The 22,890-nt window shown below is 65.2% G+C and carries 19 protein-coding genes and 1 pseudogene; 7 read left to right on the forward strand and 13 right to left on the reverse strand.

The annotated features are described in order from the left end of the window. Nucleotides 1–10 precede the first annotated feature (10 nt). The 4 genes and pseudogenes from C7W88_RS19720 (at nucleotide 11) to C7W88_RS24100 (ending at nucleotide 5,515) form a co-directional block, all read left to right on the forward strand. Nucleotides 11–2,620 (forward strand): TonB-dependent receptor, encoded by a 2,610-nt coding sequence (locus C7W88_RS19720; protein WP_118075920.1) that lies wholly within the window; start codon nucleotides 11–13, stop codon nucleotides 2,618–2,620. Beyond that, entirely contained in the window at nucleotides 2,620–4,137 is a 1,518-nt protein-coding gene (locus C7W88_RS19725) for a tannase/feruloyl esterase family alpha/beta hydrolase (protein ID WP_118075230.1), read from the forward strand. The genes C7W88_RS19720 and C7W88_RS19725 overlap by 1 nt, the downstream gene beginning before the upstream one ends. Continuing rightward, nucleotides 4,134–4,816: pseudogene (locus C7W88_RS24095) on the forward strand (MmgE/PrpD family protein); the annotation flags it as partial. The gene C7W88_RS19725 and the pseudogene C7W88_RS24095, both read left to right, overlap by 4 nt. Before the next feature lie 165 nt (nucleotides 4,817–4,981). Continuing rightward, nucleotides 4,982–5,515 carry an MmgE/PrpD family protein gene (locus tag C7W88_RS24100; protein ID WP_240345141.1) on the forward strand — a complete coding sequence of 178 codons (534 nt, stop codon included), beginning with the start codon at nucleotides 4,982–4,984 and terminating at the stop codon, nucleotides 5,513–5,515. Here C7W88_RS24100 and C7W88_RS19735 read toward each other — a convergent pair. Next, a complete protein-coding gene (locus C7W88_RS19735; protein WP_118075231.1) occupies nucleotides 5,500–6,006 on the reverse strand; it encodes a GreA/GreB family elongation factor in 507 nt (168 codons plus the stop codon). The two genes, C7W88_RS24100 and C7W88_RS19735, sit on opposite strands and share 16 nt — an antisense overlap. 55 nt (nucleotides 6,007–6,061) lie before the next feature. Between C7W88_RS19735 and ybaK the strand changes: the two genes are divergently transcribed. Continuing rightward, nucleotides 6,062–6,538 (forward strand): Cys-tRNA(Pro) deacylase, encoded by a 477-nt coding sequence (gene ybaK, locus C7W88_RS19740; RefSeq protein ID WP_118075232.1) that lies wholly within the window; start codon nucleotides 6,062–6,064, stop codon nucleotides 6,536–6,538. Here ybaK and C7W88_RS19745 read toward each other — a convergent pair. Next, entirely contained in the window at nucleotides 6,535–7,716 is a 1,182-nt protein-coding gene (locus C7W88_RS19745) for an MFS transporter (protein WP_240344968.1), read from the reverse strand. The two genes, ybaK and C7W88_RS19745, sit on opposite strands and share 4 nt — an antisense overlap. 93 nt (nucleotides 7,717–7,809) lie before the next feature. Between C7W88_RS19745 and C7W88_RS19750 the strand changes: the two genes are divergently transcribed. Together C7W88_RS19750 and C7W88_RS19755 are read left to right on the forward strand one after the other, a co-directional pair. Beyond that, nucleotides 7,810–8,988, forward strand: a complete 1,179-nt coding sequence (locus tag C7W88_RS19750) for a cytochrome P450 (protein WP_118075922.1) — start codon at nucleotides 7,810–7,812, stop codon at nucleotides 8,986–8,988. Nucleotides 8,989–9,069: 81 nt separating this feature from the next. Beyond that, nucleotides 9,070–10,071, forward strand: a complete 1,002-nt coding sequence (locus C7W88_RS19755; protein ID WP_118075234.1) for a LacI family DNA-binding transcriptional regulator — start codon at nucleotides 9,070–9,072, stop codon at nucleotides 10,069–10,071. 9 nt (nucleotides 10,072–10,080) lie between these two features. On the opposite strand, the gene C7W88_RS19760 is transcribed toward C7W88_RS19755, so the two are convergent. From C7W88_RS19760 to C7W88_RS19810, 11 genes are all read right to left on the reverse strand, one after another. Next, nucleotides 10,081–10,857, reverse strand: coding sequence for an SDR family NAD(P)-dependent oxidoreductase (locus tag C7W88_RS19760; protein ID WP_118075924.1), 777 nt, complete (start codon nucleotides 10,855–10,857; stop codon nucleotides 10,081–10,083). Further along, nucleotides 10,854–11,249, reverse strand: a complete 396-nt coding sequence (locus tag C7W88_RS19765) for a hypothetical protein (protein WP_118075235.1) — start codon at nucleotides 11,247–11,249, stop codon at nucleotides 10,854–10,856. The genes C7W88_RS19760 and C7W88_RS19765 overlap by 4 nt, the downstream gene beginning before the upstream one ends. Beyond that, nucleotides 11,246–12,988: an FAD-dependent oxidoreductase gene (locus C7W88_RS19770; protein ID WP_118075236.1), complete on the reverse strand. Its 1,743-nt coding sequence runs from the start codon at nucleotides 12,986–12,988 to the stop codon at nucleotides 11,246–11,248. The genes C7W88_RS19765 and C7W88_RS19770 overlap by 4 nt, the downstream gene beginning before the upstream one ends. Before the next feature lie 182 nt (nucleotides 12,989–13,170). Beyond that, the gene (locus C7W88_RS19775; protein WP_118075237.1) at nucleotides 13,171–14,517 is read right to left on the reverse strand and encodes an SRPBCC family protein; all 1,347 of its coding nucleotides are present in this window, start codon (nucleotides 14,515–14,517) and stop codon (nucleotides 13,171–13,173) included. Nucleotides 14,518–14,729: 212 nt separating this feature from the next. Continuing rightward, nucleotides 14,730–15,164 (reverse strand): nuclear transport factor 2 family protein, encoded by a 435-nt coding sequence (locus C7W88_RS19780; protein ID WP_118075926.1) that lies wholly within the window; start codon nucleotides 15,162–15,164, stop codon nucleotides 14,730–14,732. Nucleotides 15,165–15,243: 79 nt separating this feature from the next. Beyond that, a complete protein-coding gene (locus tag C7W88_RS19785) occupies nucleotides 15,244–15,750 on the reverse strand; it encodes a VOC family protein (protein ID WP_118075238.1) in 507 nt (168 codons plus the stop codon). 209 nt (nucleotides 15,751–15,959) lie between these two features. Beyond that, complete coding sequence (locus C7W88_RS19790; protein WP_118075239.1) at nucleotides 15,960–17,294, reverse strand: SRPBCC family protein; 1,335 nt, start codon at nucleotides 17,292–17,294, stop codon at nucleotides 15,960–15,962. A 22-nt stretch (nucleotides 17,295–17,316) separates the two neighbouring features. Continuing rightward, the gene (locus tag C7W88_RS19795) at nucleotides 17,317–17,835 is read right to left on the reverse strand and encodes a nuclear transport factor 2 family protein (RefSeq protein WP_118075240.1); all 519 of its coding nucleotides are present in this window, start codon (nucleotides 17,833–17,835) and stop codon (nucleotides 17,317–17,319) included. After that, nucleotides 17,835–19,169, reverse strand: a complete 1,335-nt coding sequence (locus C7W88_RS19800) for an SRPBCC family protein (RefSeq protein WP_118075241.1) — start codon at nucleotides 19,167–19,169, stop codon at nucleotides 17,835–17,837. The genes C7W88_RS19795 and C7W88_RS19800 overlap by 1 nt, the downstream gene beginning before the upstream one ends. Nucleotides 19,170–19,427: 258 nt before the next feature. Next, a complete protein-coding gene (locus C7W88_RS19805; protein ID WP_118075242.1) occupies nucleotides 19,428–20,627 on the reverse strand; it encodes a cytochrome P450 in 1,200 nt (399 codons plus the stop codon). A gap of 92 nt (nucleotides 20,628–20,719) precedes the next feature. Further along, a complete protein-coding gene (locus C7W88_RS19810) occupies nucleotides 20,720–22,819 on the reverse strand; it encodes an alpha-glucuronidase family glycosyl hydrolase (protein WP_240344969.1) in 2,100 nt (699 codons plus the stop codon). Between the last annotated feature and the right edge of the window lie 71 nt (nucleotides 22,820–22,890).

The raw sequence follows: 22,890 nt of genomic DNA on the forward strand, positions 1-22,890 counted from the left end.
GAGACTGAAGATGGGGAACCGGAACGCTTTCAAAGTGCTGCTCGCAGCAAGCTCTGCAATCGCTTGCATTTCAACGGTCCACGCGCAGGAAGCGCAGGATTCTGCGACGGGCGCGCCCGATGACCAGTCGATCGTCGTCACCGGCAGCCGCATTCGCGGCATCGCCCCGGTTGGCTCGAACGTCATCGCCATCGGCGCGGACGACATCGCGCAGGAGCCGGTGACCTCGACCAACGACCTGCTGCGTCGCGTGCCGCAGGTCGTGTCGCTCGGCGCGAACCGCAACGGCGGCTCGGCCCAGAACGGCGCGGCCAACGCCACGCGTGGCGCGGGCATCAACTTGCGCGGCATCTCCACCAATGCCACGCTGCTGCTCTACGACGGCCGCCGCTTCCCGCCACAGGGTACGCAAGGGCAGTACACCGATCCATCGGTGCTCCCCGCCATTGCGCTCGAACGTGTCGAAGTCGTGGCTGACGGCGCCTCGGCCGTCTATGGTTCGGACGCGATTGCCGGTGTCGTGAACTTCATCCTGCGCCGGAACTTCGATGGCGTGGAAGTGCGCGCTCGCGCCGGGATGGCCGAAGGTGGCTACACCGAAAAGCAGTTCGCCGGAATTTTCGGCAGAAAGTGGGATGGCGGCTCGGCGATGATTGCCGCCGAATACACCCACAACACCCACCTGCGCGGCTACGATCTCGATTTCTATCAGGATGACAATCGCAATCGCGGCGGGCGTGACCTGCGCGTGCAGAACTGCAACCCCGGCACGATCAGCCTCGGCGGCAAGACTTACGCCATTCCGCAGGGCGGGGTAACCGCGGCCAATGTCGGCTCGCTCGTTGCCGGTACCGCCAATCGCTGCTTCTACAACGCGCTCGACACGGTGATCCCCGAACAGAAGCGCTACAATATCACCGCCGCGGTCTCGCAGGACGTGGGCGAGAGCGTGCGTCTGTTTGCCGACGGGTTCTATTCCTATCGCAACGGCACCATCGCCGGCATCAACAATATCAGCGCCACTGTGCGCAACACCAACCCGTTCTTCGTCACCCCCGTGCCGGGCACCACGCAGCAGACGGTGCTGTGGTCGATGGTCCCGACGCTGGGGCCCGACTTCAACCCTTACCACGGTGAATCCTGGAACGTGGCCGGCGGTATCGAAGCCAGGCTGGTCGGCGATTTCAAGGCGACCGCCTATTACGCCCACGGTGAATCCGAGGATGTCGCCGATCGCCGGCTCGGCGTGAACACCGCCGCGCTCAACGCCGCGCTTGCCGATACCAATCCTGCCACGGCGCTCAATGTGTTCGGCGGGCCGAACAATCCGGCGACGCTGGCGAAGATCCGCGACAACCTGTTCATCATCACCGGCCGCACGAAGCTCGACGTCGCCAACGTCCAGCTTGATGGCTCGTTGTTCGATCTTCCCGGCGGCGCAGTGCGCGTTGCGTTGGGTGGGGAATACCGCGAGGAGTACACCTACACCGATCTCAAGACCGGGCAGGCCGCCACCCCGCGCAGCGTGGCCGATTCCGGCACGCGCAATGTCAAGGCGGTGTTTGGCGAACTGTTCGTGCCGATCGTCGGCAGTGGCAATGCCATGCCGGGGATCGAACAGCTCTCGCTGTCGATCGCAGGGCGTTACGAGAAGTACAGCGACTTCGGCAGCACCACCAACCCCAAGATCGGCCTGACGTGGAAGCCGGTGGAATCGCTGACGCTGCGCGGCAGCTACGGTACTTCGTTCCGCGCGCCGACCTTCACCGAAGTGTCGACCATCGCGGGCGGGGCGGGCCTTTACTACGATACGCTGCCGGGCGCCTCGGGCAACCTCACCGGCATCGGCATCGCTGGCGGCAATCCGGGGCTGAAGCCTGAAACGGCAACGACATGGTCATTCGGCGCAGAGTTCCGCCCGATCAGCGCACTGCGCCTGTCGCTGACGTACTTCGACATCGACTACAAGGACCAGATCCAGGCTCTGCGCGGCACGCCGGGTATCCTCACCAACCCGCTCTACGCCTCGTTCGTGAAGCTGAACCCGACGCAGACGGAAGTGAACGCGCTGATCGCTTCGGGCCTGCCGATCAACCAGCCGATCAATGCCAATGCGGTGCAGTTCATCGTCGATGGCCGCCGCCAGAACCTTGGCCGTTCGCGCGTGCGCGGGATCGACTTTGCTGCCTATGCCAACTGGGAGCTGGGTGCAGTGAAGTTCGATGCTGGTGTTTCCGGCACGTACTATACCAAGTACCTGTTCCAGCCGCTACCGGGCGCTGCGGTTGCAAACGTCGTCGGCCTGATCAACTTCCCGCAGAAGTTCCGTTCGCAGGCGGACATCGGCGCGAAGCTGGGCATCTTCTCGGGCCGCCTGACGTGGAACCATCTGGCGTCCTACACCAACACCACGGTCACGCCGGTGCAGAAGGTTTCCAATTACGATACTTTCGATCTGGGCCTGAACGTTGAGGTTAACGAGCGCCTGCGCATCGGTTTTGACGTGCGCAATCTGTTGAACGAGGATCCGCCCTTCGTAGATACCACGCGCGGATACGATCCGCAGTCGGCCAACCCCATACCGCGCATGTTCTCGATGACGGCAGGCGTGAAGTTCTGATGGCGGCGCTGCTATCGCTTCTGGCGGCGGCCACGGTCGCCAGCGCCAGCCCTGGCGATTGCAGCGCGCTTGAGGGCGCCAGCGGGGACGTGGTGGTCGCAAAGGCCAACGCGATCCCCGCAGGTGTTGCCTTCAGGCCCGACGACAGGACCACCTTCTACAAGTCCGTTCCGGTCGATGTGCCGTTCTGCCGGGTCGAGGGCCGGCTCGAGGGCACCATCGGCTTCGAACTGTGGCTGCCGATGGCATGGAACGGTCGGTTGCTCGGCGCGGGCGTTGGCGGTGACGCCGGGGTGTTCAACTATCTCGACATGAGCCTGCGCGTGGCCCAGGGTTTCGCCACCGTCACTACCGACAGCGGCCACAAGGTAACCGACGCGCACTGGATGCGTGTGCCCAAGGCCCGCACCGATTACGAACATCGCGCGGTCCACCTGACGACACAGGCCGCGAAGTCGCTGGCTGCCCGGTTCTATGCAAGGCCGGTCGCACGCAGCTACTTCACTGGGTGCTCGGGCGGCGGGCGGCAGGCGCTCAAGGAAATGCAGGTCCACCCGCACGATTACGATGGCGTGATCGCCGGAGCGCCGGGGCCGAACATGCCGCTGCAATCGGTGCGGATGATGTGGTTCGCATTGGAAGCCCAGCGCAAGCCGGCGGCTGCGCTAAGCGACGCCGACTGGTCGCTCTATGAAAGCGCCGTCACCCGCGCCTGCGATCCGCTGGACGGCAAGGTCGATGGCATCATCACCAATCCGCTGCAGTGCCGGTTCCGTACTGCCAAACTCCTGTGCAAGCCGGGGCAGGGCGAAGGCTGCCTGACGCCGCCCAAGCTCGCCATGCTCAATGCTGTCATTGCCCCGCTGCGCGATGAACGCGGCAGGGGGATGGACCGCGGCCTGTTCCCGGCCGTCCGCACCCGGCCCGGCCCGCCATCGCCGCTGCTGCGGGCGATGTGGGCCGATGCCGCGCACGATGATCCGGACTGGGACGCGCTGACTTTCAGCCGCACGGGCGACCTTGCCACGATCAATCGCGTCATGCCGCAGCTTCGGGCAGACAGCACCGCCATCGCCCCGTTCCTTGCCGCCAATCGCCGCGCGATCATCTATCAGGGCTGGCAGGACCCTTCGACCAACGCCGGGCCGACGCTCGAGTATTACGGCGCGCTGGCCCGCGATAACGGTGGTCTGGCGAAGCTGCGCGAGGCGGTCCGGCTGTTCATGGTGCCCGGCATGTACCACTGTCGCGGCGGGCCTGGAGTCGACACCTTCGGCGCGTCCGGCCACGCGCCGGTCAGCGAGGACCCGGCAAACGACATGCTCTGGGCGCTGATCCGCTGGGTCGAACAAGGCGTTGCGCCAGCGCGCATCGAGGCCCGCAAGATCGCCGGCGAATCCAGCTTTACCCGCCCGATCTGCGCTTTCCCGTCATCGGCCCGGTTGGAGCAGGGCGCGTGGACCTGCCGCCACGACCCTGCCCTGCTGGCATGGCCCTCTGCCCGGCTGAAACAATGACTGACACACTCAGCGACCTGCTCTGCCGCCACATCGCCACGGCTCGCTGGGAAAGCCTGCCCGACCGTGCCCGTGACGGTGCGCGCCGCGCCGCCTTGGATGCCATCGGCGTGATCCACGCGGCAAGCGGCCTTGCGCGCGAGGCCGCGCCATTCATCGCGCTGGCCCGCGCCAACGGGGCAGGGCCTTGCACGATCATCGGCACGCCGTATCGTGTCCAGCCGCTCGGTGCCGCGCTCGCCAATGGCGCGCTGGCCCACGCGGTTGATTACGAGGACGCCTTTGACCGCGCGCCCGCTCATCCCAACGCCTCGCTCGTCCCGGTCCTGCTGGCACTCGCCCAATCCGCAGGGCCGATCGATGGCAGCCGCTTTCTCACGGCCTTGGCCGTGGGGGAGACATCGCCTGCCGGATCGCGCTGTCGCTGCGCCAGCCGATGGAGCAAGGCGGTTGGTACCCCCCGCCGATCGTTGCCGCCTTCGGCGCGGTGGCAGGCGCGGCCAATCTCCTCGGCCTGTCCCCTCAGCAGACCAGGGACGCCCTCTCGCTGACCCTGTGCCAGGTGACGATGCCGGGCGAAATCAAGCACAGCCGCCGCACCACATTGCGCGCCGTTCGAGAAGCCTTTCCTGCGCAAGCCGCGCTGACTGCCGCCATGCTGGCGCGCGAAGGGGTGGACGGTTTCGAACAGCCGCTTGAGGGCAAGTCCGGCTTCTTCGCCCTTTACGCTGGCGGGCAGTTCGACACAGGCGACCTGACCGAGCGCCTCGGTACACACTACTGGGGCGGTGAACTGACTTTCAAGCCTTGGCCCAGCTGCCGTGGAACGCACCCGTTCATCGAAATGGCGCTCGACCTTTCCGCCCGCCACGGCATCACGCCGTCTGACATCGCCCGCGTCGAAGTCAGTGTCGATGGCATCCAGTCCATGCTGGTCGCGCCACTCGCCCGCAAGCAAGCCCCCGCAACCGCAATCGACGCTAAGTTCTCGATCCCGTTCACCACCGCACTGGCCCTGATGCGCGGCGCGGTGCGGCTCGACGATTTCGACGCCGCCAGCCTTGCCGATCCCGAGGTTCTGTCCATAGCCGCCCGTGTTGAGGCCCACGTCGACTCCCGGCCCACATGGCAACCCGGCGTCGGCGGTGCGATCAGGATCACGTTGACCAATGGCGAAACCTTTGAAGCATGGCTCGATAGCGCGCTTGGCTGCCCTGCGCGGCCACTCTCCCCAGCGGCGCAGCGGGCCAAGTTCCTCGATTGCGTCGGGCGGGCGGCAGTACCGGTCCTTCCCGAAGCCGCCAGCCGCCTTGCCGACGCGATCCTCGGCCTTGATACCGTGGCTGACGTCGGCGCCCTGTTTCAGCCGCCAGCGTAAGCGCCCTGTGCGTCGAGACGCGCCGGTCGCACCGCCAGCACCTCGATCGCCTCGGCCTTGCCACCGAAGTCGACCAGTTCGCCTTCCTCGGCCTCCATCATTGCCCGCGCGAGCGGCGCCGACCACGCGATCAGCCCGGCTGCGGGATCAGCCTCGTCATCGCCGACAATGGTGATCCACCGCGCCTTGCCGTTGAGTCGAAACTGGACCGAGCAACCGAACGCCACAGCCTCCCCACCTGGCGCCGGCATCAGTTCGGCAGTCGCGGCGCGCGTGCTCCAGTAGCGCTGTTCACGCCGCGCCTTCTTGACCTCGGCCTCTTCGGCGCCTGCCGCAAGCAGCGCCTGAACCTTGTCCTCGCAAGCCTCCACTTGCGCCCGGATCAGCGCGAGGCCGCGTTCCGTCACGAGGTTCGGCCCCGGCGGGATCGGCAGTTCGAACACCGGTTCGAGATGTTCGTCATCACTTTCCCGGCGAAACGCGACACTCATGCACAAAACTCCAAACAGGCTGGCTTCTGATCAGCGGCCCTGCCAAAGGACCGCTATGGCACAGGCAACCCGGGCAACGAAAGCGCTCGAACAGGCCGGTATCCGGTTCGAACTGCGCAGCTATGATTATGATCCCGATGCCGAGAGCATCGGACAGGCCGCCGCGTCCGCGCTGGGCGTGGAACCGGCGCAGGTGTTCAAGTCGCTGATGATACTGATCGATGGCAAGCCTGCCTGCGCCATCGCGCCAAGCGATGGCGAAGTCTCGATGAAGCGCGTCGCGGCAGCATTGGGGGCAAAGTCCGCCACGATGATGCGCCCCGGCGATGCCGAGCGCCTCACCGGCTACAAGGTCGGCGGGATCAGTCCGTTCGGCCAGATGAAGCGCGTGCCCGTCGTGATCGACGAGACCGCGCTTCTATGGGACGCGATCTTCATCAACGGCGGGCAGCGCGGCTTGCAAGTGTTTCTGGCCGGAGACGACGCGGCGCGCGTGCTGGACGCGGCCGTGGCCGATATCAGCGCTGCCTAGCCACTCGCCGACGCCAGCCGTGAACGCGCCAGTGCGCAGAACAGTGCCGTCGATGTCGTGATCACCAGCGCCACGGCCAAGCGCAGCGGGTCAATCGGCGCAAACAGCCCCAGCACGCTCATCGCCGAGCCGCTCGCCAACATCTGCAGCGCCCCGGCAAGGCTCGTGGCAGTGGCGGCAAGGCCCGGCTCGGCAAAGCCGATGGCGTTGAATGCCACCGGACCCGCAAGGCCAGCACCAAGGCCCAGTAACAAGATCGGCGCAATCAGCGGCATCACGCCTTCCACCCCGCCGAGCGCCAAGACCAGTGCCGTGCTCGCGCCCAGGGCAGAGCTTGCCGTGCCGACGATCAATGCGCTGAAATGCCGTTCGATCGGAACCACCAGGCGCGTGCCCGCGATGCTCGCCGCCGCCACCCACAACAGGGCCAGCCCCGCCTCGCCTGACGAAAGCCCAAAGCGGTGCACCAACAGGAACGGGGCGGCGCCAAGGAACATGTAAAGTCCGCTGCTGGCCGCCCCCAGCGTTGCTGCCGTCAGCAGAAATTGGTGATTGCGCGCCAGTCGTGCGTAGGATGCGAACAGGCCGGTGCGCTGGTTCGATGCTGCTATAGCTGCCGTTTCGGGCAGCCGCAGCGATGCTGCCAGCAGCGTTGCCGCTCCCGCCAGGACGAGCAGCGCGAAGATCGCGCGCCATCCGGCAAGATCGGCCACGCTCCCGCCGATCACTGGCGCAATTGCGGGCGAAATCAGCACGATGGTCATCAGTGTGGCCTGTGCGCCCTTGGCCCGCTCCTTGCCGAACAGATCCCCCACCATGACCCGCGCCGTCACCACGCCGCAGGCACCGCCCACCGCCTGAACCGCCCGCGCCGCGAGCAGCAGTCCGGTCGATGTCGCCAGCGCGCCCGCCAATGCGCCTGCCATGAACAGCACCAGTCCCGCGATCATCACCGGCCTGCGCCCCACACGGTCAATCAGTGGCCCTGCCACCAATTGTCCGGAGCCAAGGCCTGCAAGATAGACACTCACCACCTGCTGCGCCTTGGCCTCGCCGATGGCCAGGTCTGCCGCGATCAGCGGAAGTGCGGGCACCAGCATGTGGATGGCCACCGATCCGGTTGCGGCGATGGCTGCCAGGATCATGATCGTAGCGCGATAGCCTCTTTGCACCTTCACCTTTTCACCGCCGATGCGCCTCTTGGTTCATACGTCCCGAAAACTCCATGATAGCGCTTGCATGCGCCGTAATGCGTGCTTATGCAACCGATCATGAGCGATCGCCTGCAGGACTTCGATCCGGAACTTCCGGAAGACTTTGACAGCCCCCATGCCGAATATGCGCGCCTGCGCCAGCAGTGCCCCGTTGCCTGGACAGAAGGCCTCGGCAGCTTCTGGGCGGTGACGCGGTATGAAGACGTAAAGCGCGTGGCATCGGATTCGGCCACGTTCATCACTTCGGTCCAGAACGTCATTCCCAAGGTCGCTTATACCGGTCGCCGGCCGCCGCTGCATCTCGATCCGCCGGAACATACCCCTTATCGCAAGGCGCTCAATCCGCTGCTCTCGCTCGATCGGGCCGAGACCTTTGCCCCGCGTGCGCGCGAACTGACCCGTGCCTTGCTGGCGCCGATGGTGGCCCGGGGCGGAGGGGACATCTGCGTCGAGCTGTCCAGCCATCTTCCGGTCCACGTCTTCGGCGAATGGATGCGCATTCCCGAGGACTGGCTCGATACGCTCCACGACAATGGCCGCGCCTTCATCCTTGCGGTGCATTCCAACAAGCCCGAGGTCATGAAGGAGACCTCGCTCCGCCTCTACGACATGGCACGTGCCCTGATCGCGTTGCGCCACGAACACCCGCAGGACCCGGCCTTCGATCCTACCAGCGCCTTGCTGGAGGCGCGGCACGAGGGGCAGCCGCTGCCTGATGACCTGCTCGTCGGCACGGTGCGGCAGGTGCTGGTCGTCGGCATGGTCGCGCCGATGGTCATGATCGGCAATATTTGCGTCCACCTCTCGCGTGACAAGGCGCTGCAGCACCAGCTTCGCGCAGACCCTGCGCTTGTGCCTGCGGCCATCGAAGAGTTTCTCCGCCTTTACACGCCTTATCGCGGCTTTGCACGAACCGCTGTCTGCCCGGTTGACTTGGGCGGCCGCACGGTCGAGCCGGGCGAGGCGATCGCGCTGATCTATGCCTCGGCCAATCGCGATGAAGCCGTGTTCCCGAGGCCCGACGAGTTCATTCTGGATCGGCCCAATATCGCGCAGCACCTCGCCTTCGGTCGCGGGCCGCACAACTGTCCGGGCATCCATCTCGGCCGCATGCAGTTGCGCGTGGCGCTCGAGGAAATCCTCGCTGCAACCAGCGAGTTCGAACTTGCCGGGCCGGTCACGGTCAGCCGCTGGCCAGAGATCGGCGCGCTCTCGGTGCCGCTGCATTTCGCCTGAACCGGCCAAAGAGGGCGCCAGAAGAGAGCGCCAGAAGAGGGCGATTGCATCATAGGTCTGGAAAGCGCTAGCGTCGGCGGGATGAGTGGACCGATCGACAAGACGCCGACCCTTGATGATGTGGCGCTGATGGCCGGGGTGTCTACCGCCACCGTCAGCCGCTTCGTCAACAATCCCGAGGTCGTGGCCAAGGGGACGGCGGAGCGCATCAGCGCTGCGATCGCTGCAACCGGTTACATCCCCAATCTGCTGGCAGGCGGCCTGGCATCCAGCCGATCGAAGATGGTCGCGGTGCTGATTCCGTATCTCACCGACTCGATCTTCAACGATACGATCCAGGCCATGGTCGAGGAACTGTCGGCAGCCGGGACAACGGTCATGCTCGGCCTGACCGGCGTCTCTGAGAAGCGCACCGAGGACCTGATCCGCGCGGCGCTCAGCCGCCGGGTCGATGCGATCATCTTCACCGGGCCGGTCACGCCCCAGGTCGATGCCATGGTGCGGCGCAGCCCGGCCCTGTTCATTCAGGTCTGGGACTTGCCCGAGGACCCGATCGGCATGGCGGTCGGCTTCTCGCACCACGCCGCGGGGCGTGACATCGCGCGCTTCCTCATGTCGCGCGGCTATCGTCGCCCCCACGTCGTCACCGCCGAAGGCGCGCGCGCCAATATGCGGCGCGCCGGTTTTGTGGAGGAATGGCAGGCTACCGGGCACGAACCGCCCAGTGAATCTGCCGTCCAGGTGCCGTCCAGCTTCGGACACGCGCGCCGCATCTTTGCCGAGATCCGTCGCTTGCCAGACATGCCCGACGTTGTGGTCTGCGGGTCGGACTACCTTGCGCAAGGGGTGATCGTCGAAGCGCTTGCCGCCGGGCTGCGCGTGCCCGAAGACCTTGCTGTGGTCGGCTTCGGCAACAGTTCGATCGCCGGCGAGATGCGTCCCACGATCACCTCGGTAGAGGTGGACGGTGCCCGGATCGCGCGCGAGGCCATCGCCGCCATCCGCAAGCACCGCCCGAACCAGCCTCCGGCCGAGCGCTGGGTCGATGTCGGCTTCCGCCTCGTCGCCCGCGAAAGCGCCTAGGGCAGGACTCTAGCGCGTAAGGTATCCGCCTTCCACGGCAAGGCTGTGCCCGGTGACATAGCTGGCCGCGTCGGAGCACAGCCAGGCACTTGCCTCGGCCACTTCCTCCGGCTTGCCGAAGCGCCCGAACAGGCTGAGCGCCGGGGCGAAGTCTTCTTCGGTGAAGCCGGTCGTCTCCAGCGCACCGCGCAGCATCGGCGTGTCGATCGCACCCGGCAGGACGGCGTTCACGCGGATGCCCTTGCCGGCATACTCCAGGCTGCCGGTCTTGGTCAGGCCGATCACGCCGTGCTTGGCTGCGACATAGGCGGCATTGTTCGGCTGCGGACGGAACGAGCTGACCGAACCGATATTGACGATCGATCCTGAGGAACCCTGCGCAAGCAACTGACGGATCTCATATTTCATGCACAACATGACCGAGCGCAGATCGACATTGAGGACCTTGTCGAACACGGCCATGTCAGCCTCATGGATCGGCAGGACATCGGGCGTGATCGCGGCGTTGTTCACCGCGCAATCAAGGCGGCCGAAGGTGGAAACGGTCTCGGCAATCAGCGCTTCGACCTGCGCTTCGTCGGCAACGTCCGTGCGGACGGCGTGAGCCGTGCCGCCCTCGGCGCGGATTGCCGCGACAGTGGCGGCGGCGGTGTCAGCGTTGATGTCCGATACGATGACCTTGGCGCCGCGCGCGGCCAGCAGGCGCGCGGTTGCCGCGCCCATGCCCACACCCGCGCCGGTAACCACGGCGACCTTGCCTTCAAGCGATACGAGATTTGCGTTCACGATCTTGCTCCCTGCGCGATCCACGCGCGAATCTTTGCCATGTCACCGTCGTCGAGCGGGAAGCCGCCGAACGGCATCCGAGCCCCTGAACCGCCATGGTCAATATGCGTGCCTTCCAGCTTCATCACCAGATAGGACTTGTCCGGCGCGCCCGGTTCCACCCGCATGATCGCAGGCGCACCTTCCGAAGGCTTGCTGACCAGAAAGCCGATCGCTGCATCGCCGACCAGCGACATGGCTCCCGCCTCTTCCCCGGTCAGGTGGCACGTCGCACAATTCTGCTCGAGGATCGGAACAATATCCGTTTGATACGAGACAGTTGCTGCAGGTTCTTCAGCGCGTGCCGAGATAGCGAGAGCGAGCAGGCCAGCGCCCAGGGCAAGCCGCTTCATGCGCTCACCGCGTGGCGACCGGCGATGAAGCCGAAAGTCACCGCAGGCCCGATCGTGCCGCCTGCGCCGAGATATGCCTGGCCGGTCGGCGCGGCGATGCAGTTGCCGGCAGCATAGAGGCCGGGGATCGGCTGTCCGTTCGCCGCCAGAACCTGCGAGTTGGCATTGATCTGCGGCCCGCCTGCCGTGTCCAGCGTACCGGGTGCGAGCACGATGGCATAATAAGGTCCCTTCGCAGAAAAGGGATGCATCGTGTTGTTCGGGAACGGGTTTTCAGGTTGCGTCGTGCCTTGGCGCCGCGCCGAGAACAGCAGGTGCCATTCGCGGTCGTAAAGGTATTTGCCCCGCCCGAATTCGGGATCGACGCCCTTCTTGGCATAAGCATTGAAGTTCGTGATCGACTGCTTTGCATTTGCAGCAAATTCCGGCGCAAGGCGCACGCCACCGGTGCGATCCTGCCACCCTTTGAGCTGTGCGTCGATACCCGCAAAGACCTCGTCCCAAGTCTGGCCTTCGACCAGATGCGGCTGCTCGGCCTTGTTGACCGGGAAGGGGAAGGCGCCGCCGAACGCATCGATGCTGCGCTGGTCGAACAGCATGAACATCAGGTGGTTGGGGTATTCCTCGTGCGCCGGGTCGTACCAGAAGTGCGCCTGCGTGCGGTCGTTGTAGTCGCGCTTCTCGTTGACCACGCGCTTGCCGTACTTGTTGACGAGGATCATCGAATCCCCCGGCAGTACGAAGGCGCCAAGGCCGATGCCGCGCGTCTTCAGCGCCTCGCCCAGCACGACCTGGCTGCGCCAGCCGAGCCCCAAGTTGCCCATCATCGCGCCCGCTTCCTGCGCGATCGGGATGAAATCGCCGGTCGATCCCGGCAGCGAGCATGAACCGTAGACGGCGGGCTGGTGCACGTCGCACAGCTGCACGTTGTGGCTGTAACCGCCGGTGCCGAAGACCACGCCCTTGTTTGCCCGGATGCGGATCATCTTGTCGCCCTGCGTGGCTTCCGCGCCAATGACCCGGCCCGATGCGTCCTTGACCACACGGGTGACGCGGGTGCGGGTCAGGATCGGCACGCCCTTGGCCTTGAGCCAGGCATGCATCTGCGAGGCGAGGCTGCCGCCGCCCTGGGTCGAGCCGGAACCCACCGCCGGCTCCAGCGCGCGGCCGGTCGGCACCTTGTTCTCGGGCAGGTGGTCGGCATAGTCGGGGGCGGGCTTGTCCACCTGGAACAAGCGGAACTGCTTGAACTGCACCGCGCCCAGTTCCCGCAGGTGATCAACTGCGGCCGAGCCATGATCGTAGAACGCCTCGACCACGCGATAGCGATTCTCATCAAGCCCCAGCGTCGGGCTGCTGGGATTGTATTGGCGCGGATAGCCGTAGCGCACGGTGTAGCGCAGCGCGTCGGCCTTGGGGTCCTCGATGCCCTGTTCGCGGAAGATGAAGTGGTTGAAGATCCACGTCACGCCACCCGACTTGGCGGTGGTGCCGCCAAGGATAGGCATCTTTTCGACCATCATGACCTTCGCGCCCGCCGCCAGCGCGGTGACGGCAGCCGTGCCCGCCGCCGCGCCGCTGCCGACGCACAGGACGTCGCATTCATGGTCCCAGCCCGCAACGGGCGCGTCTGCCGCCTGTGCCGCTGTGGCAATGCCGCCGGTTGCGGCGACCGCTGCGGTCAGGCCTGCGCCTGCCAGCATCTGGCGGCGGTCGATACCCTTGGTGGGCTGGGTCATGTCACGTTTCTCCCGTCTCATTCGTTTATTGGGCAGGCGCTTGGTGCCCACCCCGTCCGACTAAGCCTTGCGGCGCAAGGCCAAGTCTCCCGGCCCTCCCGCCTGCGGGAGGGCTCATTCGTTACTTTTTCCCCCCTCCCGCAAGCGGGAGGGGTCGGGGGTGGGCTTTCTCAGCGCCGAGTTCACCGCCGCCCGGCGATGTAGTCGTTGATCACCTCATGGAACCTGCGCACCCGGTTCTCCTGCCTCGCCAGGTAGGCATCGTCGTGGCCGAGCGAGTGCAGGCCCTGCTGCTGGGTCACCGCCACGTCGAGATCCTGGATGAGGAAGTCGCCCTGCGGGATTTCGGCGCTGTAGGCGGAGAAATCGCCGCTCTGGTGTTCGGCTTCCTTCCACGGGCGGTTGCCGTAAAGCGTCGGCACATCGGCGCCGCCTGCCACTTCCGGGGCGAGATACCAGTAGTCGAAGGTCGACCAGTTGGGGTCTTCCATGTCGGGTTCGGTGCGGAATACGTGGAGCCCTTCGGGCGTGCCGGTCAGCGTCAGGTTGGGGAAGCAGGTGTGGTGGAACTGGTCGGTCATCTCGTCATCGGCGAGCTTCTCGAAATGGGTATAGCCCCGCGCCGGCCCGAGCTTGCGCCGCGCCTGCTGCAGCGCAAGGCGGCCCTCCTGCGCGCGGCCCTCGAACGCGGCGGGATCGAGGTCCCATTCCTTCAGGACCTGCGCCCACAGCGGCTTCATCTGTTGCGCGTCCTGATAACGGCTCGAAGGCTGCAGCTTCTCGATCATGCGGTTGTGGCCGGTCGGGTACATCTCGAACACGGTGGTCGAGTAGTGATCGTCGATCATGCCTTCGAACTGCGGGTGCACCGCCGGGATGTGATAGGCCTCGTTGAAGTTGTCCGAGGCGAACTTCCAGTTGGTGTTGACCCGCAGCGTGCGCCACACCACGCGCTTCCAGCTGGCAAGGTCGCGGTTGCCGAGCAGCGTCGGGATGGGATCGAGGTATTCCATCAGCGGTACGGCATTGGGATCGAAGCTGTAGAAGATGAAGCCGCCCCAGGTCTCGCAGGGGACCTCCTTCATGCGCAGCTTGGCGCAAGGGGAACCTTGCGGGAAATCCTCCTCGTCCTGCACCCAGTCCAGCGCGCCGTCGATGTTCCACTTCCAGCCGTGGTAGGGGCAGGTGAAGTGTTCGCCGACGCCGCCCTCTTCCACGGTGACGAGGCGGTTGCCGCGGTGGCGGCAGACGTTGTGGAAGGCGCGGATGCCGCCGTCCTTCTGGCGCACCATGATGACCGATTGGCGCATGAAGTTGTGGGTGATGAAATCGCCTGCCTCTTCAAGCTGGCTCTCCCGACCGCCGACATGCCACACGCGCTTCCACATGTGCTCCCATTCGAGCGCGGCGAAGTCCTTCGACCAGTAACGGTCACCGGTGATCGCATCGCCACGTGGTTCGGGGAACTGCGCGCTTTCGTGGGTGGGGTAGGGGGCATCGACTTCGGGGACCTGGATATAGGTGGCCATGATGGAGCGCTCCTGTAACCGGCGTTCTCCCCGAGCGCCGGATGGGGGGTTGGCAATGTCGTCTCTTGTTCTTTTTAGCGTAGCGCCGTTGCCCACCCCGTCCGACTAGGGCCTGCTGCGCAGACCCAAGTCTCCCGGCCCTCCCGCCTGCGGAAGGGCACTTACCCCCCCTCCCGCAGGCGGGAGGGGGCGGGGTGGGCAGCGGTTTAAACTTACTTCGCGTTGTCCAGCGTGCCCGACAGCGGCATCAGGAAATCCATGGTGTAGCGCGTGGCCTTCCAGCCCGCCTCGGTGCGGCGCACGTCGAAGTAGTAGCGGCCGTTGACGGTGACGCTGCTGCCGTCCTTGCCCTGTCCCATGCCGATCACATAGGCGCGCATCGAGGCGGTATCGCCTGCGTAGGCAGTGACCGCGAAGTTGGTCAGGTAGTGGGCGTGATGCGCCATGTTGGCGAAGACGTTGGTGAAGAAGGCGCGGATGCCATCGTGGCCGAGTTGCGGAGTGAGGCCAATGCCCGAAAGGTCAAACACCGCATCCTCGGTGAAGACATCGAGGATTCCATCGATGTTGCCGATCGTATCCACCGCGTGGGCATAGGCGATCATCAGGTCCTGAATTGCCAGGCGATCCTCGATAGGGCACTGCATTATCATTTCCTCTCAGATACTTATGGATTTTGTTGGAATGTTTCCCCGGGGAAACATCAAAAGAACATTACATGAACATTTAATCGAACAGGGGCCGGATCGGGTCGGTCACGCCGTCCCAGCCAGCTGCGCCCTCGGCGATTTTCGTGAAGGCAGAGGTCTGGTTCTCGTCCTCCTCGACGATCTCGATCATGCAGCCCAATGCCGACGAAGTGTCGACGTAGCAGAAGCGCATCGCGCCGAACTTGCCGTCGATGGCCACGGCGAAGCCCTGGTCGACGTAGCGCTGGCGGCAGGCGTCGTAGTTTGCGGTGTAGATGCAGAAGTGGTGGAAGCCGGTCTGCCCCTTGACGATGGTATCCCGGTAGGCGCTCGGGCGGTCGCAGTGCTGCTGGATCAGCTCGATCTGCACGCCGCCCGATTGGGCGAGCGCGACGGAGAAGTCGATGCCGTCCGATGGTGCGCCACGATATGTCGCCTCGGCCAGCTCGATGTGCGGGACCATGTAGAACGGGCCGATGCCGGTGGCGGCGATCCACGCCCTGGCGGCGGCCTCGACGTCCTCGACGATGAAGGCGGCCTGCATGACGTGTGGGCCGACCTGGCCGGGGTGATGGTGGTGTTGGTCATTTCTTGTCCCTCTCCTGTCACGCGGGCGCACGTGCACACCCCGCTGCGACCAGCTTCACTGCGTTCAGCAAGTCTCGCGGCCCTCCCGTTTGCGGGAGGGCAAGTCGCGTCAGTTTTTTCTTCTCCCCTCCCGCAAGCGGGAGGGGTTGGGGGGGCTTGCTGCCCTTATTCCCGCGCTGCCGTCGGATGCCCCAGCACCATGTCGTTCAGCTTTTCATGGAACCGCTGCACGCGCTTTTCCTGGCCCGGAAGCAGGCAGCCCTTGAAGCCGCGTGAGTTGAGACCCTGCTGCTGGGTCGTGCCGATCGACAGGTCCTGATCGGCGACGTAGCCGACCGACACGCCATCGCCGTAAGTCGAATGGCGGGCGATGGCATCATGGCGCAGCGGGGCCATGCCGACAGGAGTCAGCACTTCGGGCATCTTCGCGTTCGGCGGATAGAGGCACCAGTGCTGGAACACGCACTTTTCGGGGTCGGTCGGGTGCGGTTCGGTGCGCAGGATCTGGCACTGTTCGGGCGACATGGTGATCGTCAGGTTGGGGAACAGCGTGCAGTGGAAATAGTCCACCAGCTGCTGGTCGGTCATCGAGGAGTAGTCGTAGCCCGCATCCGCCCCGCGCTCGCGCTTGGCCTTGATCACCGCCTCGCGGATGTCGGCGGTGCGGCCGCGGTATTCCTTGGGATCGATCCCCCAGGCCTCGGCCGCCTCGTAGAGCCCCGGCGGCACGTCGCCGCTGACGTAGTCCTTGCGGCTCGTGGCCTGGTGGCCGATCATCCACATCGCGTTGTGGCCGTTCTCGTACATCTCGAACACGGTGGTCGGCAGGCCATCGTTGATGAAGGTGGCGAGTTCGGGGTGGATCGTCGGGAGGTGGTAGCTCTCGTTGAAGTTGTCGCGGATGATCTTCCAGTTGAAGTCGCAGTCCGCCGAGACATTGAGCACGCGCACCCAGTTGTCGAGCTTGTAGCCGGCAAGGCGCTCGGTATAGGGCCAGAGCCATTCGTGCAGCGGGGCGACATCGTCGTCCATGCACCAGAACACGAACGGGCCCCACGTGTCGCAGCGCAGTTCCGAAAGCGTGACCTTGCCGCAGGGGTTGCCGCCGGCGAAATCATCCGGGTCCTGCACGTGGACCAGCGTGCCATCGGGATCGAACTGCCAGCCGTGATAGCCGCAGGTCAGGCGCGGGGCCGAGCCGACATCGCCAAGGACAAGGCGGTTACCGCGATGGGGGCAGGTGTTGTAAAACGCCTTCACCGAGCCGTCGGCTTGGCGGACCATGACGACCGATTCCTTGCCGAAGTTGTGGCGGATGAAATCGCCCTCTTCCTCAAGATCGGCCAGCACGCCGCCAAGGTGCCAGACCTTGGGCCAGAGGTGCTTGTTCTCCAGCTCCATCCACTCGCGCGTGATGTAGCGGTCGGCGGTGATCGTGTCGCCGCGAACGGCTACGTCGAACTCCGGGGAGTAGCGGGAAATCTTGTCCTGAGCGGTCATTTCGGCGTCCTCTGATACTGTCTCAGACCGGCCAGTCTCGGGTCTGGCTGAAGTCCGTTCCGCGTCGTCCCGGCCGGACCAGCGGATTGCCTGAAAGGAATCCGTCGGCTGCCGGGTCGGTACGCGCCCAGTCCACTATTTCCCGGCGGCGGCTGATACGCCACTCGCCATTCTTGCAGGTATACTCGTCGACATAGCGCCCGGCGACGACAAGGTCCTTGGGTTCGCCGTCTTCGGTGGTGCGGTGCCAGGCGTAGAAGTAGACTTCGCCGCTGGCCTCATCCCCGCGCACGTCGATCTGGGCCTGGCCGATGATGTGCTGGCTGCCGCCAAGATCGGCGAGGAAGCCTTGGGCAAAGCTGACGAACTCATCGGCGCTGCCCTGCATCAGGCCGCAATCGACCCATGCGTCATCGTGGAAGGCGCTGCGGTGGAGTTCGGGGTCGAGCCGGTCCTGCCCGCGCATGTAGCGGCACAGCGCATCGTGGATGTCGCGGCGAGCGCAGAGATCGCGGACTTCGGCCGCCATGTCAAAGGCCATCAGGCTTCTCCTGCCAGGTACTTGTCGACGACCATCTGGAAGTGGCGGATGCGCGATTCCTGATAGTTGCCGAGCTGCTGCACGCCAGTGGCGCTGGCGCGGAAGCCGGCCTGCTGGGCGCGAAGGTTGTCGGTATCCTGATCGTAGACGTGGCCCATGGCAGGATCGAAGCCGGGGGCAGTGGCGTAGCTCTGGTCTTCTGCGACGTGGAAGGGCTCGGCCGGATCGGGCGCCGGCCCGTTTTCGGGATTGGGGCGCAGGAACAGGATTTCGAACAGGGTGCGATTGGGATCGAGCCCGATCGGGCGGAAGCGATAGACCATCGGCAGCGACAGGCCGGGAAACAGCACCATGTTCGGGAAGACATGGTATTCGATGGTGTCGATCATCTCGCTGTCCGAGACGTTCGACAGATCGCACTTGTAGGCCTCGCCCATGACCTTGCGCAGATGGCGGGCCATGACGGTGCGGGCGGTCTCGCCGGGGCCGACGGTAAGGCCCTCGCCACGGGAATCCTTGTCGCCAAGGATCATCGTGGCGAGGAGCTCTTCCTCGCTGAGGGGGGTGGCGAGGTGGGGTGAGTTGACGCCGCTGGCGGCATAGAACCGCGTCACATGGTCGGAATGGCAATCGTACTGCACGTTGGCATCGCCCACGCCCTTGAGCAGCTGGGGGTGGGTTTCGAGCACGTGGTAGGATTCGAGGAAAGCTTCCTGCGCGGTCTTCCAGTTGCAGGGCAATTCCTTCGCCACATGCACCGCGACGTAGCGGTTGGCGATGTCCCAGTCCTTGAAGTGGTCGGGCAGGGGCGCGAGGAATTCCTCCAGGCTGGGGCCGTCCTGCGAAGGATTGATGAAAACGAAGCCGCCCCACTGGCCGACGCGGGCTTCGGGCAGGTTGGTCCTTGCCGGGTCGACGTGCTTGAAGTCCCAGGCGCAGGGGACCGAGGCGAGCGTGCCGTCGTTGTTCCAGGTCCAGCCGTGGTAGGGGCAGCGCAGGTTGTCGCCCGAACCCACGCCCTCGCCGCGCTTGAACTTGGTCGAGCGGTGGAGGCAGGAATTGACGAAGGCGCGGACCGACATGTCCTCCTGCCGGACGATGACCCAGGAGAGGTGGGCGACCTCATAGGTGTAGTAGTCGCCCGGCTCGGGAATGTGATCCTCGCGGCAGACCCACTGCCAGGTGCGCTTCCAGATGCGCTCGATCTCGGCCTCGAAGATCGACTGGTCGAAATAGCGGTTCACGCTGACCGGAGCGCTGCCGAGGTAGGCTGGCTGTTCCATCGTCAGCACGGCGGGCGGCGGGAGGACGTCGTTCGCCACGATCTGCTGCATGCTCGGGCCATCGGGGCAGCGGATGGTTGCGAGGTCTTCCGCGCTCGTCGGCTCAGGCAGGCCGTGGGGTTGATGGCGTCCAGCATCAGGCTCTCCGGTGCCGTCCGGATTAAAACCGGCAGGCTTGCCTGTTTTATGAACCGAGGCGTGAGTCGGCTCAACCTAGCGGTTCCGCTAGGTTTTGGTGGGGGCGCGAAGGCGAAGCGGGACCCCGGGTCAGGGCCCGGGGTGACGATCAACGCTCGATGGTAATGCGGTTCAGGGAGTCCAGACCAGATCGACTCGGCGCAGGGCGCCGACGATGCCGGGGACGGGGGAGAGGTCGCTGTCCGGGCCAAGAGCGAATTCGGGGATGCGCTTCAGCCACTCTTCCAGCGTGATCGCCACTTCCTTGCGGGCGAGTTCCTGACCCGGACACATGTGCGGGCCGGAGCCAAACGTGGAGTGGCGGGCGCGTTTGCGGGCGGGGTCGATGGCCAGAGGATCGGGGTTCACGCGCGGGTCAAGTCCGTGGACTTGCGTCGGGATCGCGATCATGTCGCCAGCCTTGAGGGGAACGCCGTGGAAATCGGCAATGTCGTCGCGCACTTCGCGGGCAATGGAGACGAGGCCGAAGCGGCGGAACAGTTCGTGGACCACTGGCACGATGTCGCCGCCGCGCTGCCTGAGATCGGCGCGCAGGGCCGGGTTTTCGGCCAGTTCGCGCATGATGAACCCGAGCACGTTGACGACGGTATCGAGCCCGGCAATCAGAACTTGGGTGACGATGGACAGCGCCTCGTCGCGCGTCAGGCGGCGGCCTTCTCCGAGGTCTGCGTTGATCATTGCGCTGATCATGTCCTCGCCCTTGCCGCCACGGCGCGCATCGACCAGCGGGCCGACATAATCGAAGAACACGGCCTTGGCCTGATCGAAGGTCATGTCCATGCCGGGGCGGGTCATGCACTCGGCCCAGTGGCGGATTTTCGGCGCTTCGGCGGCGTCGATGCCGACCAGTGCCATGAACACCCGGATCGGGAACTGCTCGGCATAATCGGTGGTGAAGTTGCAGTGGCCCTTGTGGGCGAAGCTGTCGATCAGGCCGACGGCGGTCTGGCGGATGCTCTCGGTCAGGCCGCGGATCGCGCCGGGATTGAGGTGCGCGTTGAGCAACTGGCGATAGGGGCGATGTTCGGGCGGATCGATCGTGGTGGGAATGAGGCCGTGCATCTCGCCGACCGACTTGGGCAGGACGATCACGCGCGAGGAGAAGCGCTCCGGATCGGACTGGACCTCCTGCAGGGCTTCGCCGCCCAGCGCGATCCAGTGCCCTTCGTTGCGCGGCGTCCAGACGACGGATGGATGGATGGCGCTAAGTTTGCTCCACGCCCGGTGGAAGCCTTGGGCTTCGAGCCCGGGCGGTAGATAGATGTCGATATCGACCACACGATCTTCGGGGACGTGCGAAGGGCGCTGCATGACCTTATCCTCTCCTGATCTTTTGCGCAGATCATGCGGGACCACAGACCTCGACGCGCTTGGTGTTTTGGATAGGTGCAGTGGTGTTAAGCCTAGTGCGGCGCTCCAGGGGCGTATGGGAAGCGTTGCTGCTTGTACCACGCAAGGTCATGCGCAGGCGCTGGCGAGCCGGCGGGCAGGGGCAAGTGGTTGATCGACATCCAGTAGGCCAGGCTGGCATCGCGCCACCAGCGCGCCTCGCGGGCCTGAATGCCGAGATAGGCATCGGTCTTGGCCCAGCGCTCTGCATCGATGTGCGGCTTCAGCGTGGCCCATTGGCGGCGCATGGCATCGACTTCGGCGACGCCATGATCATAGCGGCGGACCATGGCATGCCACAGGGTTTCTCCACCCGGCAGCGGATAGGTCCATGGCAGATGATGGAACCATAGCAGCAACTGCGGCGGCGTGGTTTCGGGCCGGGCGAGGCGCTCGGCGATGGCCGGGGCATATTGCGCAATGGCGTTGCTGCCGGAGGCCGTGCGGTCAAAGCCGATGCCATCTGCATCGGCGCGGTGATAGTAGACCGCGTTCCATTCGGGCCGCTTGAGATCGGCAATCCACGGGCCGGGGCCATAGTGATGATCGGTGCCGAACAGGTGGGCAAGGCCGAACGGGCCGGTGTAATCGACGACCGCCTCGCGCGAGCGCAGCATCATCGCGGTGACGGTTTCGTCTACTAGGGCATCATTGCCGAAAGTCTGCCGCGACCATTCGCGCGCGATTGTCTGTGAGGGCAGTTGCGGGTCCCAGGCGAGACGTCCGAAGGCATACCAGTTGGCCTGGTTGAAGGTACTGCCCGACCAATCGCGATCGCGTCCGATGTTGGCCACGCCCGCAATCGCCGCGAGCGTGGTGGCCACGGTCTGATCTGGTGCATGGCCGGTCTCCGTATCGAGCACTTCCTCGAACAGGGGGCCGAGGTAGGCGAGGTGGGTGGCGAAGCCCAGGTATTCCTTGGTGATCTGGAATTCGGCGCCAAGCTGCGTGCGCGGCATTGCGCCGAACAATGGGTGGGCCGGTTCGCGTGGCTGGAAATCGATAGGGCCGTTCTTGACCTGCACGATCACGTTTTCGGCGAACTTGCCGTCGAGCGGCCGGAATTCGCTGTAAGCCTGCTTGGCGCGGTCAGTGGGGTCAGTGTCGGCATAGACGAAGGCGCGCCAGAGTACGGTACCGCCGTGACGCTGCAGCGCGGCGGCGAGCATGTTGGCGCCATCGGCGTGGCTGGCGCCATAGTCGCGCGGGCCGGGCTGGCCTTCGCTGTTGGCCTTGACCAGAAAGCCACCGAAATCCGGGATGGCGCGATAGATCTCGTCGGCCTTGGCCTGCCACCACGCCGCCACCGCTGGATCGCGCGGATCGGCGGTCTTGAGGCCTCCGAGTTCGATCGGGGCGGAAAAGCGCGCTGTCAGATAGACCCGGATGCCCCACGGGCGGAACACGTCGGCCAGCGCGGCGGCCTTGGCGAGATAGGGTGCGGTGAGGCTTTCGGCCTTGGCATTGACGTTGTTGAGGACGGTGCCGTTGATGCCGATGGAGGCATTGGCGCGGGCGTAATCGTCATAGCGCGGGTCCTTGAAGTCAGGCAGGGTCCACCAGTCCCACAAGGATTGCCCGGCATAGCCGCGTTCGACCGAGCCATCGAGGTTGTCCCAGTGGTTGAGCAGCCGCAGCGGAATGGCTGGGGTGGAGGCGAGATTAATCGCAGCGGTCGATCCGCCAGCGCGAACATGGCGCAGCAGGGCAAAGGCGCCGTAGAGCACAGCGATATCGCTGTTGCCGGTAACGAGGATGACGGCACGCTTGCCGATCTTGACTTCGCGAATCAGATAGCCTTCATGGCCGAGCGCCCGCGTATCGAGATCAAGCGCGGCGAGTTGCGGCGCGTTGCTGGTAGCCAATATCACGGTAGCAGGCATCACGGCGGCCGGCAGGCGGGGCAGGCTACGGCGCAATTCGGCAGCGGCGCGGTCAATGGTGGGGGAGCGGCGAGGGGCCTCGACCGTTGCTGCCGGGAGCCGCATTTCCGTTGATGTGCCGATGATCGGGCGGAGCCAGAGATTGTAGCCATCGTCGGCCCGGGCCGGGCTTGTGGCAAGGCCAGTCAGGGCGGCCATGACCAGAGCGATCGTTGCGCGCAGGCGTGTCATTGCCGCATCCTCTTTGCAAAGGCCTTCCGGCCATTTTGTGGTAGCGGTATCATGACGTTGTCACTGTTGCA

Origin of the sequence: Novosphingobium sp. THN1 (assembly GCF_003454795.1) — a bacterium.
GTDB lineage: Bacteria > Pseudomonadota > Alphaproteobacteria > Sphingomonadales > Sphingomonadaceae > Novosphingobium.

What these genes read in the sequence shown, in the direction of transcription:
- C7W88_RS19720 (WP_118075920.1), top strand. Translation starts at nt 11, where the DNA reads ATGGGGAACCGGAACGCTTTCAAAGTGCTGCTCGCAGCAAGCTCTGCA.
- C7W88_RS19725 (WP_118075230.1), top strand. Translation starts at nt 2,620, where the DNA reads ATGGCGGCGCTGCTATCGCTTCTGGCGGCGGCCACGGTCGCCAGCGCC.
- C7W88_RS24100 (WP_240345141.1), top strand. Translation starts at nt 4,982, where the DNA reads ATGGCGCTCGACCTTTCCGCCCGCCACGGCATCACGCCGTCTGACATC.
- C7W88_RS19735 (WP_118075231.1), bottom strand. Translation starts at nt 6,006, where the DNA reads ATGAGTGTCGCGTTTCGCCGGGAAAGTGATGACGAACATCTCGAACCG.
- ybaK (WP_118075232.1), top strand. Translation starts at nt 6,062, where the DNA reads ATGGCACAGGCAACCCGGGCAACGAAAGCGCTCGAACAGGCCGGTATC.
- C7W88_RS19750 (WP_118075922.1), top strand. Translation starts at nt 7,810, where the DNA reads ATGAGCGATCGCCTGCAGGACTTCGATCCGGAACTTCCGGAAGACTTT.
- C7W88_RS19755 (WP_118075234.1), top strand. Translation starts at nt 9,070, where the DNA reads ATGAGTGGACCGATCGACAAGACGCCGACCCTTGATGATGTGGCGCTG.
- C7W88_RS19765 (WP_118075235.1), bottom strand. Translation starts at nt 11,249, where the DNA reads ATGAAGCGGCTTGCCCTGGGCGCTGGCCTGCTCGCTCTCGCTATCTCG.
- C7W88_RS19770 (WP_118075236.1), bottom strand. Translation starts at nt 12,988, where the DNA reads ATGACCCAGCCCACCAAGGGTATCGACCGCCGCCAGATGCTGGCAGGC.
- C7W88_RS19775 (WP_118075237.1), bottom strand. Translation starts at nt 14,517, where the DNA reads ATGGCCACCTATATCCAGGTCCCCGAAGTCGATGCCCCCTACCCCACC.
- C7W88_RS19780 (WP_118075926.1), bottom strand. Translation starts at nt 15,164, where the DNA reads ATGCAGTGCCCTATCGAGGATCGCCTGGCAATTCAGGACCTGATGATC.
- C7W88_RS19785 (WP_118075238.1), bottom strand. Translation starts at nt 15,750, where the DNA reads ATGCAGGCCGCCTTCATCGTCGAGGACGTCGAGGCCGCCGCCAGGGCG.
- C7W88_RS19790 (WP_118075239.1), bottom strand. Translation starts at nt 17,294, where the DNA reads ATGACCGCTCAGGACAAGATTTCCCGCTACTCCCCGGAGTTCGACGTA.
- C7W88_RS19795 (WP_118075240.1), bottom strand. Translation starts at nt 17,835, where the DNA reads ATGGCCTTTGACATGGCGGCCGAAGTCCGCGATCTCTGCGCTCGCCGC.
- C7W88_RS19800 (WP_118075241.1), bottom strand. Translation starts at nt 19,169, where the DNA reads ATGCAGCAGATCGTGGCGAACGACGTCCTCCCGCCGCCCGCCGTGCTG.
- C7W88_RS19805 (WP_118075242.1), bottom strand. Translation starts at nt 20,627, where the DNA reads ATGCAGCGCCCTTCGCACGTCCCCGAAGATCGTGTGGTCGATATCGAC.
- C7W88_RS19810 (WP_240344969.1), bottom strand. Translation starts at nt 22,819, where the DNA reads ATGACACGCCTGCGCGCAACGATCGCTCTGGTCATGGCCGCCCTGACT.